At 62.0% G+C, this 15607-nt stretch carries 12 protein-coding genes; 2 read left to right on the top strand and 10 right to left on the bottom strand.

Annotated features, from left to right (window positions below; translation table 11 throughout):
- The first annotated feature begins 77 nt into the window (after positions 1-77).
- Positions 78-803 carry an amino acid ABC transporter ATP-binding protein gene (locus ACUIAI_RS02580; protein WP_045936082.1) on the top strand — a complete coding sequence of 242 codons (726 nt, stop codon included), beginning with the start codon at positions 78-80 and terminating at the stop codon, positions 801-803.
- 10 nt (positions 804-813) lie between these two features.
- Here ACUIAI_RS02580 and ACUIAI_RS02575 read toward each other — a convergent pair whose 3' ends face one another.
- The 7 genes from ACUIAI_RS02575 to hisS form a co-directional block, all read right to left on the bottom strand.
- The gene (locus ACUIAI_RS02575) at positions 814-3417 is read right to left on the bottom strand and encodes a DEAD/DEAH box helicase (RefSeq protein WP_445342543.1); all 2604 of its coding nucleotides are present in this window, start codon (positions 3415-3417) and stop codon (positions 814-816) included.
- Between the two features lie 83 nt (positions 3418-3500).
- The gene (locus ACUIAI_RS02570; protein WP_445342542.1) at positions 3501-4691 is read right to left on the bottom strand and encodes an amino acid ABC transporter permease; all 1191 of its coding nucleotides are present in this window, start codon (positions 4689-4691) and stop codon (positions 3501-3503) included.
- A gap of 6 nt (positions 4692-4697) precedes the next feature.
- The gene (locus tag ACUIAI_RS02565) at positions 4698-5375 is read right to left on the bottom strand and encodes an amino acid ABC transporter permease (RefSeq protein WP_110412705.1); all 678 of its coding nucleotides are present in this window, start codon (positions 5373-5375) and stop codon (positions 4698-4700) included.
- 1 nt (position 5376) lies between these two features.
- Positions 5377-6207, bottom strand: a complete 831-nt coding sequence (locus ACUIAI_RS02560) for a glutamate ABC transporter substrate-binding protein (protein ID WP_445342801.1) — start codon at positions 6205-6207, stop codon at positions 5377-5379.
- Between the two features lie 43 nt (positions 6208-6250).
- Positions 6251-7105, bottom strand: coding sequence for an amino acid ABC transporter ATP-binding protein (locus tag ACUIAI_RS02555; RefSeq protein ID WP_415873604.1), 855 nt, complete (start codon positions 7103-7105; stop codon positions 6251-6253).
- A 144-nt stretch (positions 7106-7249) separates the two neighbouring features.
- Positions 7250-9052, bottom strand: a complete 1803-nt coding sequence (aspS, locus tag ACUIAI_RS02550; protein ID WP_445342800.1) for an aspartate--tRNA ligase — start codon at positions 9050-9052, stop codon at positions 7250-7252.
- Positions 9053-9091: 39 nt separating this feature from the next.
- A complete protein-coding gene (hisS, locus tag ACUIAI_RS02545) occupies positions 9092-10477 on the bottom strand; it encodes a histidine--tRNA ligase (RefSeq protein WP_445342541.1) in 1386 nt (461 codons plus the stop codon).
- 84 nt (positions 10478-10561) lie between these two features.
- Between hisS and ACUIAI_RS02540 the strand changes: the two genes are divergently transcribed.
- On the top strand, positions 10562-12124 hold the full coding sequence (locus tag ACUIAI_RS02540) for a DUF349 domain-containing protein (protein ID WP_445342540.1): 1563 nt from the start codon (positions 10562-10564) through the stop codon (positions 12122-12124).
- 208 nt (positions 12125-12332) lie between these two features.
- On the opposite strand, the gene ACUIAI_RS02535 is transcribed toward ACUIAI_RS02540, so the two are convergent.
- The 3 genes from ACUIAI_RS02535 to ACUIAI_RS02525 form a co-directional block, all read right to left on the bottom strand.
- Positions 12333-14693: a RelA/SpoT family protein gene (locus ACUIAI_RS02535; protein ID WP_258334425.1), complete on the bottom strand. Its 2361-nt coding sequence runs from the start codon at positions 14691-14693 to the stop codon at positions 12333-12335.
- A gap of 83 nt (positions 14694-14776) precedes the next feature.
- Positions 14777-15241 carry a dUTP diphosphatase gene (gene dut / locus ACUIAI_RS02530; RefSeq protein WP_445342539.1) on the bottom strand — a complete coding sequence of 155 codons (465 nt, stop codon included), beginning with the start codon at positions 15239-15241 and terminating at the stop codon, positions 14777-14779.
- Positions 15241-15534 carry a DUF4193 domain-containing protein gene (locus ACUIAI_RS02525; protein ID WP_024627827.1) on the bottom strand — a complete coding sequence of 98 codons (294 nt, stop codon included), beginning with the start codon at positions 15532-15534 and terminating at the stop codon, positions 15241-15243. Before ACUIAI_RS02525 ends, dut begins: the two co-directional genes overlap by 1 nt.
- Positions 15535-15607: the final 73 nt, after the last annotated feature.

Raw genomic sequence — 15607 nt, 5'->3', positions numbered from 1 at the left:
ACCCGGACATGGACACCGGACGACTGACCCGTCGCATCCGCCAGAACCAAAGTCGCCTCAACCAGGGAACATCCCAGATGGCCGTATCCATCCGCGACCTGCACAAGCGCTACGGCGACACCGAGGTCCTCAAGGGGATCGACATGGAGGTCAAGCCGGGCGAGGTCATCTCCATCATCGGCCCCTCGGGCGCGGGCAAGTCCACCCTGCTGCGCTGCATCAACGCCCTGGAGATGCCGACCTCGGGCACAATCAGCGTCTATGGAATCGACATTTCCGATCCAAAAACCAACATCGACAAGCTGCGCGAACACGTGGGCATGGTCTTCCAGCACTTCAACCTCTTCCCCAACATGAGCGTGGCCGACAACATCATGCTGGCCCCCCACATGTTGCACAAGACACCCAAGGAGGATGCACGTCAACAGGCCCTGGACCTGCTGGAGACCGTAGGGCTTCAGGAGAAGGCTGACGCACGGCCCACGGACCTGTCAGGCGGGCAGCAGCAGCGTGTGGCCATCGCCCGCGCACTGGCCATGCACCCGGACATCATGCTCTTCGACGAGGCCACCTCGGCCCTGGATCCGGAGATGGTGGGCGACGTGCTTGAAGTCATCCGCTCCCTGGCAGAGGGCGGCATGACCATGATTCTGGTCACCCACGAGATGGCCTTCGCCCGGGAGGTCTCCTCCAGGGTGATCTTCACCGATGCCGGGATCATCGAGGAGGAGGGCACGCCCGAACAGATCTTCGGCCACCCGCAGAGCCCTCGGCTGCAGTCCTTCCTCTCCAAGGTCCTATAGAGACTCAGGCTTATAGGTCCATCAGTTCCTCGATGGGCCCCACCCGGTATTCCTTGAACACCACCTGACCGCTCTCCTGGGTGGCATCCAGGTCCACGATGCCGGCGATGCCCCAGTCGCGCTCCCCCTCGACGTCGTCGAAGATCTGCCGGACCCGCCAGGTGTGCCCCTGGCGCTCGTCACGGTCATCCAGGCTGAAGAAGTCCGAGGACCTGGCCTGGGCATCGGTAAGTATCTGCTCGTGGTCCTCGTAGAGGTCGTCCAGCGCGTCGCTCCAGGCCCGCAGGCCGTAGCCCCAGTCCGCATCCAGGTCGGCCAGGGCCTCCGGCCGGTCGGCGGCAACCAGTTCAACCCGCTGGAACATGGCGTTGCGCACCAGCAGGGTCAACCCACGCCGGTCCGCCACCACCTGGTTCTCCACCTTGGGCGGAGCGGCATCCAGGCCGCTTGCGACTTCGCCATTTTCGACCCTGCCTGCGGCCTCCCACTCATCAACCAGGCTGGAATCCACCGAGCGGACAATCAACCCCAGCCAGGCCAGGATGTCATCCAGCCGCTCATCCATGAACTCTTCGGGCACCGTCCTGCTCAGAGCCCGATAGGCATCGGACAGATAGCGCAGCAGGGTCCCCTCCGACCGGGATATTCCGTAGCGGGCGATGTAGCCGTTGAAGTCCGAGGCCGTCTCGATCATGTCCCGCAGAACGGACTTGGGGTGGATCTCATAGTCGTTGGCCCAGGGGACATCCCGGCGGTAGCGGTCGAAGGCCTCCCCCAGCAGCTCCTCCAGGGGCTTGGGCCAGGTCACCTCCTGCAGACGCTCCATCCGTTCCTCGTACTCCAGGCCATCCTCCTTCATCTGCTGGATGGCCGCGTCACGGGCCTGCCGCTGCTGGGCCTTGAGTATCTGCCGGGGATCCTCCAGGGTGGCCTCGACCATGGAGAGCAGATTCATGTCGTAGTCAGGGTCCTCGGGATCCAGCAGCTCCAGAGCGGCCAGCAGGAAGGGCGAGAGGGGCTGGTCCAGGGCGAAATCCTCGGGCAGGTCCACGGTCGTGAAGTAGTCCAGGCCGCCGTCGGGGTTCCGTTCGGTCTCGATGACCCCGGTGTCGGTCAGGGTCTGGAAGATCTCGTCGGCCCGGTCCTGCAGATGCTCCTTCTGCTGGGGCGTCTGACGGGAGTCCTCGATCAGGTCCTCGACCCGTCTCCTGGCATCACCGCCTTGATCGACCTCGTTGAGCACCATGGCGTGGGATATCTTCAGGTGCGGTGTCAAGGTCTCGGGACGTGCCTCGATCAGCTTGTCAAAAGTCCCCTTGCCCCAGGTTACGAATCCCTCCTGTGGCTTCTTGCGTTTGATCCGCTTGAGCTTCTTGGGGTCGTTGCCAGCCTTGGCCACGGCCCTGGCGTTCTCAATCTCGTATTCGGGAGCCTCGGCCACGACCAGCCCGCTGGTATCGAAGCCCATGCGTCCGGCCCTGCCTGCGATCTGATGGAATTCCCTGGCCCGCAGACGGCGCATCTTGTAGCCGTCGAACTTGGTCAGCCCGGTAAGCAGGACCGTGTGGATGGGTACATTGATGCCGACCCCCAGAGTGTCCGTGCCACAGATGACCGGTAGAAGACCATCCTGGGCCAGCTGCTCCACCAGACGCCGGTACCTGGGCAGCATGCCCGCATGGTGGACCCCGACCCCGGTGCGCAGCAGCCGCTGCAGAATCCTGCCGAAGGCCGTGGTAAAGCGGGTGCCGGCCATGGCCTCCTTGATCCGGTCGCGCTGCCCTCGGTCGGAAACCCCCGTGCTGGACAGGGCCTGGGCCGTCTCCAGGGCGGCATCCTGGGAGAAGTGAACGATGTAGACCGGCGAATCCCCATCGGCCAGCAAGGACTCCACAGTGTTGGGCAAGGGGGTGTCCACATAACGGTAGTCCAGAGGCACCGGTCGGGGGGCGTCGGCGACGATGTCCACCCCCACCCCGGTTTTGCGCTCCAGGTCCTGGGCGATCTGATCCACGTCGCCCAGGGTGGCCGACATGAGCAGGAACTGCACGTCGGGCAGGGTCAGCAGGGGCGCCTGCCAGGCCCAGCCTCGGTCCGGGTCCCCGTAATAGTGGAACTCATCCATGGCCACGCAGCCGATGTCGGCATGTCTGCCCTCCCTGAGCGCCTGGTTGGCCAGGATCTCGGCCGTGCAGCAGATGACCGGGGCATCTGTGTTGATATGGGTGTCGCCGGTGATCATGCCAACACGGTCGCGACCCAGAACCGAAACCAGGTCGAAGAACTTCTCGGAGACCAGAGCCTTGATGGGAGCCGTGTAATAGGAGCGGCGCCCGGTACACAGTGCAATGAAGTGCATGGCCAAGGCCACCATGGACTTGCCCGAGCCGGTCGGGGTCGACAGAATCACATGGTCGCCAGAAACCAGGGAGAGGACGGCCTCCTCCTGATGCGGCCAGGGGGTGATGCCCCGGGAAGCCACCCAGGAGAAGAAACGGTCGTAGATCTGATCCTCGGTCAGATTGCGGGGGCCTCCCGCCTCGGGGACCAAGTCGCCCAAGGAGACTGGTTGGTCGGTTGAGGCGGTTGAGGAATCAGCATGTTCTTGGACCATGTCCACCAGTCTATCCGGCCAGGCACACAAGTCCGGCCGGAGACTGGCTTCGTCCAGGCAACAAAGCAGCCGGGAGATCTTTGTCAGCCCCTGTTCTTGCCGTCTTTGTCGCTGCCGCCTTTCTTATCCTTCCTGGTCTTGCCCTCGGCCTTCTGATCACCAGCGGAACGGCTACCACGGCCCGGCTTGAGGAAGTCCGGAATCTCCAGGCTCGCCTTGTGCGGATCGACCAGCGTGTCGGGCTGGGTCCGGTCATAGCCCTGGATGTAGCGGGTCTTCCTCCAGTGCTGGATGGAGGCATTGGATCCACGGTGATGGGCGTGGTACTGCAACGGCGCACCGCCGTACCGGTCCTCGTCCACCTCCTTGGCTACGGCTATCTGGTTGACGTTGGAGGGATCCATGATGGCCACGGGCGCGGCCGGCTCCACGAAGTCGGCGGGGGCGGCAGTGCGCTCCTGCATCTTCTTGGGCAGCCAACGGGCGAAGTGCGACAGCAGGAAGCAGACGAAGAAGTAGACCACCGAGGCCACCACCAGGGTCTGCAGGATGTTGAAGTACATGGAGCCCAGACGACGGGACTCCTGCAGCAGATCCGTGTACATGATGATGGAGCCCAGAGCCGTATCCTTGAGGACCACGACCAGCTGGGTCACGGCCGCCGGTAGCATGGCGTAGACGGCCTGCGGAACCTCGATCTGCATCAGCGACTGGGTCCTGGTCAGCCCCAGTGCCAGGGAGGCCTCACGCTGGCCGTTGGGCAGGTTGCCCACCCCCGAACGAATCAACTCAGCCACCACGGAGCCATTGTAAAGAATGAGGCCCAGCACGACGGCCCAATAGGAGGCCTGGCTGACTCCGGCAAAGGCGAACCAGCGCCAGAAGAAGATCATCATCATAAGAACCGGGACGGCCCGGCAGAACTCCACGATGATTCCTGAGACTGCCCTTACCAGCCAGTTGGGCAGCAGACGGCCAAGGCCGAAGACAAACCCAAAGATGACCGAGCCAATCACTGCAACCACCGAAGCCTTGATGGTCAGCCAGAGCCCAGGCAGATAGAAGTCCGACCAAGCTTCGTAGTCCAGGGCCGGACGCCAAAGCTCCCAGCTGAGCTGGTTCTCCCCATCAGGAGGATTGTGCAGCCTCATCAGCACCAGAATGACCACTATGGCGAAGATGATAGCGGCTATCCAATTGGCGATTCGTATGGTGCGCCGACCCTTGGGACCGGGCTGATCGAAGAGCAGCGAGCTCTCATTATCTGGTGCCATGGCCGCTCACCTCCTCACTGCCAGCTTGTTGGACAGGTACGTGGTCAAAGCTCCGATGGGCAAAACCAGAATCACATATCCTAGGGCGAAAATCAGGAAGATGGCCACAATGGCATTGGCGTGGAACTCTATCATCTCGCTCATCAGGGAGGAGCTCTCGGATGCCACGGAGGCTGCTGCAGCCACGGTGGAGTTCTTCAGCAGGGCGATGAAGGTGTTACCCAAGGGCGCCACCGAACCACGGAAGGCCTGCGGCAGTATGATCTGCGAGGCCGACTGGAAGAAGCTCAGCCCCAGAGCGCGGGCCGCCTCAGCCTGGCCCAGAGGCACCGTGTTGATGCCCGAGCGCAAGGACTCGCAGACAAACGCTGCCGTATACAGGGACAGGCCGGTCACTGCCAGCCAGAAGAAGTTGACGGAGAATTCCGGCGAGAAGCTGATCTTGAGCTGTGCGAAGGCACCCAGGACCATGAAGACCATGATGATGGTCAAAGGCATGTTCTGGAAGAACTCCACATACCCTCGGCCGACGGCCCGCAGGGAGGAGATGGGCGAGATGCGCATGATCACCAGGATGATGCCCAGGATCAGCGAGAAGAGGGCCGACCAGAGGGTCAGCTGGATGTTGACCCAAAAGGCTGCCGGGATGTCGTAGTCGGTGAACAGTTCGATGATGGTTGACATCTCACTCCCCCTCCTTGGGCTTAGGTGGGTTGTAGCGCGGATCGGGTTTGTAATGGGTGCCCCGGGTGTTGTTCTCGAGCGCCCGCTGCCAGGAGCCGTTGGCCTCCATGTCGGCCAGAGCCGCGTTGATCTTGTGGGCCAGCTTGGTATTGCCTTTTTTGATGCCCACACCGTAGTACTCCTGGGTGAAGGGCTTGCCCACCAGCCGCAGCCTTCCACGGGAGGCAGAAGCCAGACCAGCCAGGATGATGTCGTCAGTGGTGACTGCATCGACGATGCCGGAGAAGAGGGCGGTGGCGCATTCGGCGTAGCCCGGCTGCTCCATCAGCTGGACCTCTTTGGCGAACCGTTTCTTGACGGTGACGGCCGAGGTGGATCCGGTCACTGAGCACAGTCGTTTGCCGTTGAGGTCTTCGGGGCCACGGATATGGTGGTCCTCCTTGCGCACCAGCAGGTCCTGTCCGGCCACGATGTAGGGTCCAGCGAAAGAGACGGCCCGCTTGCGCTCATCCGTTATGGAATAGGAGGCCAGGATCATGTCCACGTCGCCATTCTGGAGCATGGCCTCACGCTGCTTGGAGGGGGCCTCCTTCCAGACGATGTCGTCGGGGCTATAACCTAGCTTGTCGGCGATGTAGGCGGCCACGTCCACGTCAAAGCCCACATAGGTTCCGGCCTTCTTGAAGCCCAGACCAGGCTGGTCGAACTTGATGCCCACCCGAATCTTGCCTGCCTCCTTGTCGGAGCCACAGGCCGCCAAGGAGATCAGGCAACCCAAAGCGCACAGGATCGCGGTCAAATTCCTGGCAAGCCGTTTCAACGGCTGGCCCATGCCATGCATGCTTGCATTCATGCGGATACGCTTCCCTCCTGCTTCAGTGGGTCAGAATCTTGGACAGGAAGTCGGCGGCCCTCTGGGTCTTGGGGTGATCGAAGAAGTCGTCGGGGTCGTCCTTCTCCAGGATCCGTCCATCGGCCATGAAAACGATATGGTCGGCGGCCTGGCGGGCAAAGCCCATCTCGTGGGTCACGCAGATCATGGTCATGCCCTCCTGGGCCAGCTGAATCATCACATCCAGCACCTCGTTGACCATCTCCGGGTCAAGAGCCGATGTGGGCTCGTCGAAGAGCATGATCTTGGGCTGCATGGCCAGGGCGCGGGCTATGGCTACACGCTGCTGCTGGCCGCCTGAGAGCTGGGAGGGCATCTTGGAGGCCTGGGATTCCACGCCCACCCGGGCCAAGAGGTCCATGGCCAGGTCCTCAGCATCCTTCTTGGGCATATGGCGCACCTTGATGGGCGCCAGGGTCATGTTCTCCAGGATGGTCTTGTTGGCGAACAGATTGAAGGACTGGAAGACCATGCCCACCTCGGCCCTGAGCCGAGCCAGGTCACGTCCCTCCTGAGGCAAAGGCTCTCCCTCGATCCTGATGACACCGGAGTCGATGGACTCTAGACGATTGATAGTCCGGCACATGGTGGACTTACCGGAGCCTGAGGGGCCGACCACCACCAGCACTTCGCCGGTATCAACCTGCAGGTTGATGTCCTTGAGGACGTGCAGGTTGCCAAAATGCTTCTCGACGTGCGCCAGCTCGACCAGCGGCCCGGAGTTATCCTGGACGGGGCGATCCGAGGCCGGTTTCTCCGGCAGAATCCGCTCCGACGGCTGTTTGGTTGTTTCGCTCATATTGGGCAGTTTACTCATCATTTGTTGCAGAGCGGCCATAGAAACGGTTCTCCTGAAAAGCAGAGCCACTGGCCGAACGCGACCGATTGACCTGCTGCGCATAAACTGGCCTAAACAATAAGGGCCGGAATCCCGCAGAATTCCAGCCCTTTTAGACTCTCGTCGACCAGTGACGAAGTGCGCTCAGTCGGTATTCTCCTGATCCGGTTCCCAATCCACGCCGGTCTCGGCGCGTTGCTGGTCGGAGATGGGCGCTGGAGCCCCGGTCATGGGATCCTGGCCGCCACCGGACTTGGGGAAGGCGATGACATCGCGGATGGAGTCCGCTCCGGTCAGGATCTGGGCAGTCCTGTCCCAACCGAAGGCGATGCCTGCGTGGGGCGGAGCGCCGTACTTGAAGGCCTCCAGCAGGAAGCCGAACTTCTCCTGGGCCTCCTCGGGGCCGATGCCCAGCACTTTGAAGACCCGGTCCTGAATGTCATCGCGGTGAATACGCACCGAGCCGCCGCCCATCTCCTCGCCGTTGCAGACGATGTCATAGGAGTCGCTCATGGCGTGTTCGGGATCCTTGTCGAAGCGGTCGATCCAGTCGGCCGAAGGCATGGTGAAAGGATGGTGCATGGAGGTCCACTTAGAATGTCCCACGGCCACATCGTCGTCGTCCGGGTCGTCGGTGGGCTTGAAGAGCGGGAAGTCCACCACCCAGGTCAGGGCGAATTCGTCGGGTTTGAGCAGCCCCTGGCGACGGGCGATCTCCACACGGGCCGCGCCAAGCAGGGTTTGCGAAGCCTCACGGGGACCGGCTGCAAAGAAGACGGCATCCCCGTCCGTGGCGCCTACGGCCTTCTTGAGGCCTTGACGCTCGGCATCAGACAGGTTCTTGGCCACCGGGCCCTTGAGAGTGCCGTCGCCAGTGAACTGGACATAGGCCAGACCCTTTGCACCACGCTGGCGGGCCCATTCCTGCCAAGCGTCGAACTGCCTGCGGGGCAGGTTAGCCGCACCCTGGTAGACCACGGCGCCTACGTAGGGAGCCTGGAAGACCCGGAAGGGGGTGTTCTTGAAGTAGTCGGTCAGTTCGACGATAGGGTTGCCGAAGCGCAGGTCAGGCTTGTCGGAACCATACTTGTCCATGGCCTCCTGCCAGCTGATCCTGGGGATGGGCAGGGTGACCTCGAATCCTGCAGCCTTCCAGACCTCGGCAATGACCTGCTCAGCCATGGCCATGACGTCCTCCTGGGAGGCGAAGCTCATCTCGATATCCAGCTGGGTGAACTCAGGCTGCCTGTCGGCGCGGAAGTCCTCGTCGCGGTAGCAACGGGCGATTTGGTAGTAACGCTCAAAGCCGCCCACCATCAGCAACTGCTTGAGCAGCTGGGGAGACTGCGGCAGGGCGTACCAGGATCCGGGCACCAGGCGGGCCGGCACCAGGAAGTCACGGGCGCCCTCGGGGGTGGACTTGATCAGGGTCGGCGTCTCGATCTCGCAGAAATCCATCTTGTCCAGGGCAGCACGGGCGGCACGGTTCATGGCGGCCCTCAGACGGATGTTGTGCTGCATGGAGGGGCGACGCAGGTCCAGATAACGGTAGCGCAGCCGTACATCCTCGCCGGGCAGCTTGTTCTCGGCCTCGTTCTCCAGGGCTGTAGACACCTGGAAGGGCAGGGCTGCCGACTTGGCCAGAACCTCAATCTTGTCTGCAACGATCTCGATGTGTCCGGTGGACAGGTGTTCATTGTCATTGCCCTCAGGACGTTCGCGAACCTTGCCGGTGACCTGGATGACGTACTCGCTACGCAGGGGCCGGGCCTCCTCCTCGTCATAGATAACGATCTGCACCAGACCGGAGCGGTCACGCAGGTCGATGAAGGCCACGCCTCCGTGATCACGGCGGCGATCCACCCATCCGGCCACCGTCACCTGGCGACCGACCATATCTTCAGTGACATTCGTGGCGTAGCTCGTTCTGTAAGCCGACTGGCCCATGCTTTCCTGTACCTCCATAATGCTCGACCTGCCCCTGCGTCAGGCCTGGTATTCCACACTCTGCCGGGCATACAGGCTATCCGGCGTCCACGACACCAGGTCAGCCGGAGTCTGATCGCCGGTGATGATGTTCTTGACCTGGTCGCCCTCCTGCTGGCCCTCCTTGGCAGGGAACCAGACATAGGGGATGCCCAGGTGGTCGGCATAGCGGATCTGTTTGCCAATCTTGGCTGCAGTAGGCGCCACATCAGCGGCAATACCCCTGGCCCGCAGATCCTGGGCGATGTGGTTGCTGATGGTCCGATCCTCTTCGTCCCAGACGGCGACCATGACCGCAGCCGGAGAAACCCTGGAGGCCTGAACCCCGTGGGCCAGCATGTAGGAGAGCAGGCGAGAAAGCCCAATGGACAGCCCTACGCCTGGATAGGTCCGGTTGCCCTGGCTAGCAAGATTGTCATAGCGGCCGCCGGAACAGATGGATCCCAGGGACTGCGCCCCCTCCAGGAAGGTCTCGTAGACAGAGCCGGTGTAGTAGTCCAGCCCGCGGGCAATCTTCAGGTCGGCGATGACCGAGCCAGGCCGAATGCGGGCAGCCTCGTCGATGATCATGGCCAGCGTCTTTAGCCCCTCAATGGCTAAGGCGTACGAAGAAGACTCCTTATCGATGCCAACCTTGTCAACCAAGGCATCGAACCGCTGGCTCAGCTGCTTGCCATCGTCGGCGGTCAGCTCGGCCAGATCCAGGCAGGCCTTGGCCTGATCCTGATTGGCGCCGCACTCACTGACCAACAGGCTGGCCACCTCGTCAGGGCCAATCTTGTCCAGCTTGTCGATCTCACGTAGAACGCCCTCGACATCCTCCAGACCCAGACCCCGGTAGAATCCCTCGGAAAGCTTGCGGTTGTTGGCGTGCACAGTGGGCTTGGGCAGGCCAAAGGCCCGCAGCTCTTCCAGGGCGCTCAGCATGACCAGGGGTACCTCGACCTCATAGTGGTCGGGCAGCTCCCCGTTGCCGATCACATCAATATCAGCCTGGACGAACTCCCTGAACCGTCCCTCCTGAGGGCGCTCCCCCCGCCAGACCTTCTGAATCTGCCAGCGCTTGAAGGGGAAGGTCAAGTCGTTGCTGTGTTCCACTACATAACGGCTCAGCGGCACAGTCAGGTCAAAATGCAGGCCCAGCCGACGCTCCACTGGCACATCCTTCTCCTGCCCCAGATCCTGCAGTCGGGAGAGCAGGTAGATCTCCTTGCTGGTCTCCCCCTTCTTGAGCAGGCTGGAGCCCTCTTCTACAGCTCTGGTCTCAATGCCGATGTAGCCGTTCAATTCGAAGACCTTACGGAGCGTGTCGATGATGCGCTGCTCCACCACTCTTTGCGAAGGAAGCCATTCTGGGAAACCGGATAGAGATGTGCCTTTTGCCATAAGAACCTATACTATAGGAGGTCAAGGAAAATGGTATTGCCATATTTTGCGATCTCTCCAACACACAAGCCTAAGGAGCTGGCCATGGCCGACAACACCGCCGTCACACCCGAGAACACCTCGACACCACAGGAGGAGCACACCGCGGACGCGGAGGGCCAGGTCGCCGCTGCGACAACGCCCGAAGCCGGGCAGGAACAGGCTGCCCCCGGACAGACCGCATCTACTGAGGATGCACCAACCCAGAGCGCACAGGTACCGGCTGAGCCACAGCCTGCAACTGCTGAAGCGCCCGCGCCGGTAGCTACACCTGCTGCGCCCAAGCCCAAGGCGGTTCCCTCCCCCGCGGCTCTGGCCCACAAGGCCCCTCACGTCAAGGCCGCCCCGGCCGCTCCCACCTACAGTCAAGAGGAGATCGACAAGGCAGAAGCCTTCGGCCGGGTGGACGAGCAGGGCAACGTCTTCGTCCGCGAGGGTGATCAGGAGCGTCAGGTAGGCCAGTTCCCCAATGCTGATGCCAAGGAGGCCCTGGATCTTTACGCCCGCCGATACTTGGACCTCAAGGAGAAGCTGAACCTATTCGCCTCCAGACTGCGCAGTCCCAAGATCAAAGTCCACGAGATTGACGAATCCATAACCTCACTCAAGGAGGAGACCAGTCAGCCTGAAGCAGTCGGCGACCTTGCCGCCCTGCGCACGCAACTGGAGCAGCTGGCCGAAAAGGGGCAGACTCGCAAGGCTGAACTGGCACAGGCACGCAAGGACGCTATGGCCAAGGCCATCAAGGAGCGGACCGCCATTGTGGAGAAGGCCGAAGAGCTGGCCGCGTCCCTAGGCGACTCCACCAACTGGCGATCCACAGCGGACAAGTTCCGTTCCCTCTTCGAGCAGTGGCAGCACCACCAGCGCACCACCATCCGCATTGACAAAGCCGACGCGGACGCGCTCTGGAAGCGTTTCTCCTCCGCCCGCACCACCTTCAACCAGGCCCGCCGCAAGTGGGCCCAGCAGCGTGATGCCCAGCGGTCCGAGACCAAGCGGATCAAGGAAGAAATCATCGCCGAGGCCGACCAGATCAAGGACTCCACTGACTGGGGACCCACCTCCCATCAGTTCAACGAACTCATGGACCGCTGGAAGCAGGCCGGGCGTGCAGGACGTCAGGATGACGACGCCCTCTGGGCTAGGTTCCGTCAGGCCGCGGATGTCTTCTTCAACGCCCGTCAGGCCGACCGGGACAAGACCTCGGTCAACGAGCGCGAGAACCTGACCAAGAAGGAGGCCCTGGTGGCCAAGGCCGAGGCCTTGCTGCCCGTCAAGGACTCCAAGGCCGCCAAGCAAGCCCGGCAGGAGCTGGCCAAGATTCAGGAGGAATGGGACGCCATCGGTTTCGTCCCCCGTGACGACGTGCGCCGAATCGAGGGCAGGATGGATGCCGTGGACCGGCAAATCAAGGCCGTGGAAGATGCGGCCTGGAACCAGTCCGACCCCGAGGCCGATGCCCGCGTCTCCAGCTTCGAGCAGCAGCTGGCCGCCCAGCTTGAGGACTTGAATCGGCGGATTGCCGCTGAGCAGGATCCGGCCAAGAAGCAGGAGCTGGAAGCCGAAAAGGCCACTAAGGAACAGTGGATGAACGCCGTGCGCTGATTGATTGCAGCTGTTCCCGCTAAGACCCCCGGCCAGGTCATTGACCACCGGGGGTCCTTCTATAACCACCGTTTATAACCATCTATCAGACTTTAGTCCAGCGAATTTTCAAAAACTGAAAGCAAGTGATCGCTTCGACAAAACAGTTGGAACATGCCGTCGTCAGTGTATGAAGGAAAGGATGACATAGTGGTGGTTGGGGGAAAGGTCAAATGGCCCGCATATGAGGACTGGTCGAGCCCTTGGCTCCGGTCAGCCGGTAAGCATCGAAGACACCGTCTATCTTCCTGACAGCCGATAAGAGCGTGTTCAGATGCTGGGGGTCACCCATCTCGAAGACGAACTGGCTGACCGCCACCCGGTCCCGGCCGGTAGACTGGCTACCAGACAGGATATTGACGCCGTGGTCGGACAGCACCTGGGTGATGTCTGAGAGCAGATGGGGCCGATCCAGGGCCTCCACCTGGATCTGGACCATGAAGGTGCCCTGTTTACCCGTCCAGGAGACCTCGATGATCCGTTCGGGCTGCTTCTTACGCAGGTCCAGAAGGTTCTGGCAGTCGGACCGATGAACCGAGACTCCCTGATTGCGGGTGATGAACCCGGTGATGGGGTCTCCAGGTACTGGGGTGCAGCAGCGTGCCAGCTTGACCCAAACATCATCCACGCCCTTGACCGAGATCCCCTGGGAGGTCTCCGGCCGACTGGATTTGGTGACCCGCTGCAGGGGAATGGCCTCCTGCTCCACCTCGTCCTCAAGGGCTGACCGACCAGCGTCATGGACCAACCGCGAAATCACGTTTTGGGTGGATACCTGTCCGTCACCAATGGCTGCGTAGACCGCCTTCTCATTGGGATAGTTGAGCTCGTCGGCGGCCCCCACCATGGCTTCGGGCGTCAGCAGGGTGGCCACGGGAAGGTTCCGCTTGCGCATGGCGCGGATCAGCTCGTCCTTGCCCTCTTCGATAGTCTCCGAACGGCGCTCTTTACTGAACCATTGACGGATCTTGCTACGTGCGCGAGGGCTCTTGGCAAAGCTGAGCCAGTCGCGCGAGGGCCCATCGGTGTCCGACTTGCTGGTCAGGATCTCCACCGTGTCCCCGTTGCGCAGCTTGGTATCCAGAGGGACCAGACGGCCATTAACACGCGCGCCCATGGTTCTGTGGCCCACCTCGGTGTGGACGGCATAGGCGAAGTCCACGGGCGTGGAATCGGCTGGCAGGGAGATGATCTTGCCTTTGGGCGTAAACACGTAGACCTCGGCCGCGCCCAGATCGTCCTTCAGGGAACCCAAGAACTCGTTGGAGTCCGGAGTCTCGCTGGTCCAGTCGGCCAGCTGCTGAATCCAAGTCAGATTGTCTTCTTGGCTCAGCTCTCCCTCCTGGCGCTCACGCTTGACATCGGACTTATCGGGCTGGGAGAGCTCACGGCCGGCAGAACCGTTCTCCTTGTACTTCCAGTGGGCGGCGATGCCGAACTCTGCGCGGCGATGCATCTGCCAGGTGCGGATCTGAATCTCGACCGGCTTGCCGCCCGGGCCCACCACCGTGGTATGCAGGGACTGGTAGCGATTGGTCTTGGGCATGGCAATGTAATCCTTGAACCGCCCAGGCACCGGGCTCCACCGGGCATGGACTGCACCTAGGGCCGCATAGCAGTCGCGAATGGTGTCCACGATGATGCGCACCCCGACAAGATCATAGATGTTGGCGAAATCGTGCCCGCGCACAATCATCTTCTGGTAAATGCTGAAGTAGTCCTTAGGCCGTCCGGTCACCTGAGCCTTGATGCCTTGGGCGTCCAGATCCTCGTGAATCTCGTCCAGGATCTGCTGCAGGTAGACCTCCCGCTGGCCGGCCCTGCGGGAAACCAGCACTACGATCTCGTTGTAGATCTTAGGATAGAGGGTCTTGAAGCTGAGCTCCTCCAGCTCGGTCTTGATGGCGTTCATGCCCAACCGGTTGGCAAGGGGTGCATAGACATCCAGGGTCTCACGGGCCTTGCGCTGGGCTGATGCAGCCTTGACATAGCGCCATGTTCGGGCGTTGTGGACCCGGTCGGCCAGCTTGACCACCAGGACGCGCACATCCCGGCTCATGGCCACAATCATCTTGCGGATGGTCTCGGCCTGGGCCGAATCGCCGTAGTCCATCTTGGATATCTTGGTGACCCCGTCCACCAGGCCGGCAACCGTGTCGCCGAACTCGTCCCGGCACTGCTCCAGGGTGTAATCGGTGTCCTCCACGGTGTCGTGCAGCAGACCGGCCGAGACCACGGTGGGCCCCATGCCCAGGTCGGCCAGAATCTGTGCCACAGCCAGTGGATGGATGATGTAGGGCTCGCCGGACTTGCGCCTCTGGTCGGCATGCTGGACCACGGCCCGGTCGTAGGCGCGCTGGAGCATGGACAGATCCTCGCCGGGATGGTGGGCGGTGCAGATCTCCCAGATGGGCATCAGGGGGTTGAGCGGATCGTCGCTGACCTCGCATCCCAAGGCTCTGGAGGACAGGCCAGATGGGGCCTGGTCGCCGACATCATTGCTGCAGACGCTGCCCTCCTGAGTGACCATTCAAGCCTCCAATATCCCGATATAATGCACCAATCCTACACTTGCGTCTGGCCCATTCAGGCCGCCCGTGTCCGAAGGGTGCCTCAGCGGCCGGTCGAGCCGAATCCGCCATCCGAACGCACCGAGCCGGGCAGGCGTTCGGCGGGCACGAAACGGGCCTGCACGTAGCGCTGGATGACCAGCTGGGCGATGCGCTCCCCAGGCTCGAAGTGGACCGACTCATGCGGATCCAGGTTGATCAGCGGCACCTTGATTTCGCCCCGGTAGCCGGCATCGATGGTCCCGGGCGCGTTGAGCACGGTCACCCCCATTTTGACCGCCAGCCCCGAGCGTGGATGAACCAGGCCGACGTAGCCGTTGGGCAGGGCCAGAGCCACTCCCGTGGGCACCAAGGCCCGCTGGAAGGGGGCCAGATCTACAGCCACCCTGGCTCGCAGATCGGCCCCGGCATCGCCAGGCATGGCGTATTCGGGTACGTCGGCCCCATCCAAGGACTTGAACAGGACCTCGACTGTTTCGGGCTCGTTGTAGGACTCGTCATAGGCCATCAGGCGGCGCATTCCTTGCAGACGGGCTTGCCGTCGGGGGTTGTGTAGGCCAGCTGGCTCCGGTGCTTGACCAGGAAGCAGTTAGAGCAGATGAATTCATCGCCCTGCATGGGGATGACAGTCACCGAAGAGTCCTCATTGCTCAGGTCGGCGCCAGGCAGCTCGTAGTCCTCGGCGATGGCGTTCTCGTCATCGTCCAGGTCAGCCCCGGCATCCTGGCCGCTTTTGCCAAGCTCCTGCAGGGATTCCTCGTCTTCGTCCTTGTCTCGCGGGGTATCGTAATCCTGTGCCATCGTGTACCCTTTCCTTGTTCGACCAGCCACCTCGTATACCGGTCATTTCACACGATATGTACTGCGCATAGGA

It is taken from the genome of Bifidobacterium sp. ESL0827 (genome assembly GCF_052606685.1).
This window is presented reverse-complemented; position numbering and strand designations above follow the sequence as displayed.

What these genes read in the sequence shown, in the direction of transcription:
- ACUIAI_RS02575 (WP_445342543.1), bottom strand. Translation starts at nt 3,417, where the DNA reads ATGGTCCAAGAACATGCTGATTCCTCAACCGCCTCAACCGACCAACCA.
- ACUIAI_RS02570 (WP_445342542.1), bottom strand. Translation starts at nt 4,691, where the DNA reads ATGGCACCAGATAATGAGAGCTCGCTGCTCTTCGATCAGCCCGGTCCC.
- ACUIAI_RS02535 (WP_258334425.1), bottom strand. Translation starts at nt 14,693, where the DNA reads ATGGTCACTCAGGAGGGCAGCGTCTGCAGCAATGATGTCGGCGACCAG.
- aspS (WP_445342800.1), bottom strand. Translation starts at nt 9,052, where the DNA reads ATGGGCCAGTCGGCTTACAGAACGAGCTACGCCACGAATGTCACTGAA.
- ACUIAI_RS02580 (WP_045936082.1), top strand. Translation starts at nt 78, where the DNA reads ATGGCCGTATCCATCCGCGACCTGCACAAGCGCTACGGCGACACCGAG.
- ACUIAI_RS02565 (WP_110412705.1), bottom strand. Translation starts at nt 5,375, where the DNA reads ATGTCAACCATCATCGAACTGTTCACCGACTACGACATCCCGGCAGCC.
- hisS (WP_445342541.1), bottom strand. Translation starts at nt 10,477, where the DNA reads ATGGCAAAAGGCACATCTCTATCCGGTTTCCCAGAATGGCTTCCTTCG.
- ACUIAI_RS02540 (WP_445342540.1), top strand. Translation starts at nt 10,562, where the DNA reads ATGGCCGACAACACCGCCGTCACACCCGAGAACACCTCGACACCACAG.
- ACUIAI_RS02560 (WP_445342801.1), bottom strand. Translation starts at nt 6,207, where the DNA reads ATGGGCCAGCCGTTGAAACGGCTTGCCAGGAATTTGACCGCGATCCTG.
- dut (WP_445342539.1), bottom strand. Translation starts at nt 15,241, where the DNA reads ATGGCCTATGACGAGTCCTACAACGAGCCCGAAACAGTCGAGGTCCTG.
- ACUIAI_RS02525 (WP_024627827.1), bottom strand. Translation starts at nt 15,534, where the DNA reads ATGGCACAGGATTACGATACCCCGCGAGACAAGGACGAAGACGAGGAA.
- ACUIAI_RS02555 (WP_415873604.1), bottom strand. Translation starts at nt 7,105, where the DNA reads ATGGCCGCTCTGCAACAAATGATGAGTAAACTGCCCAATATGAGCGAA.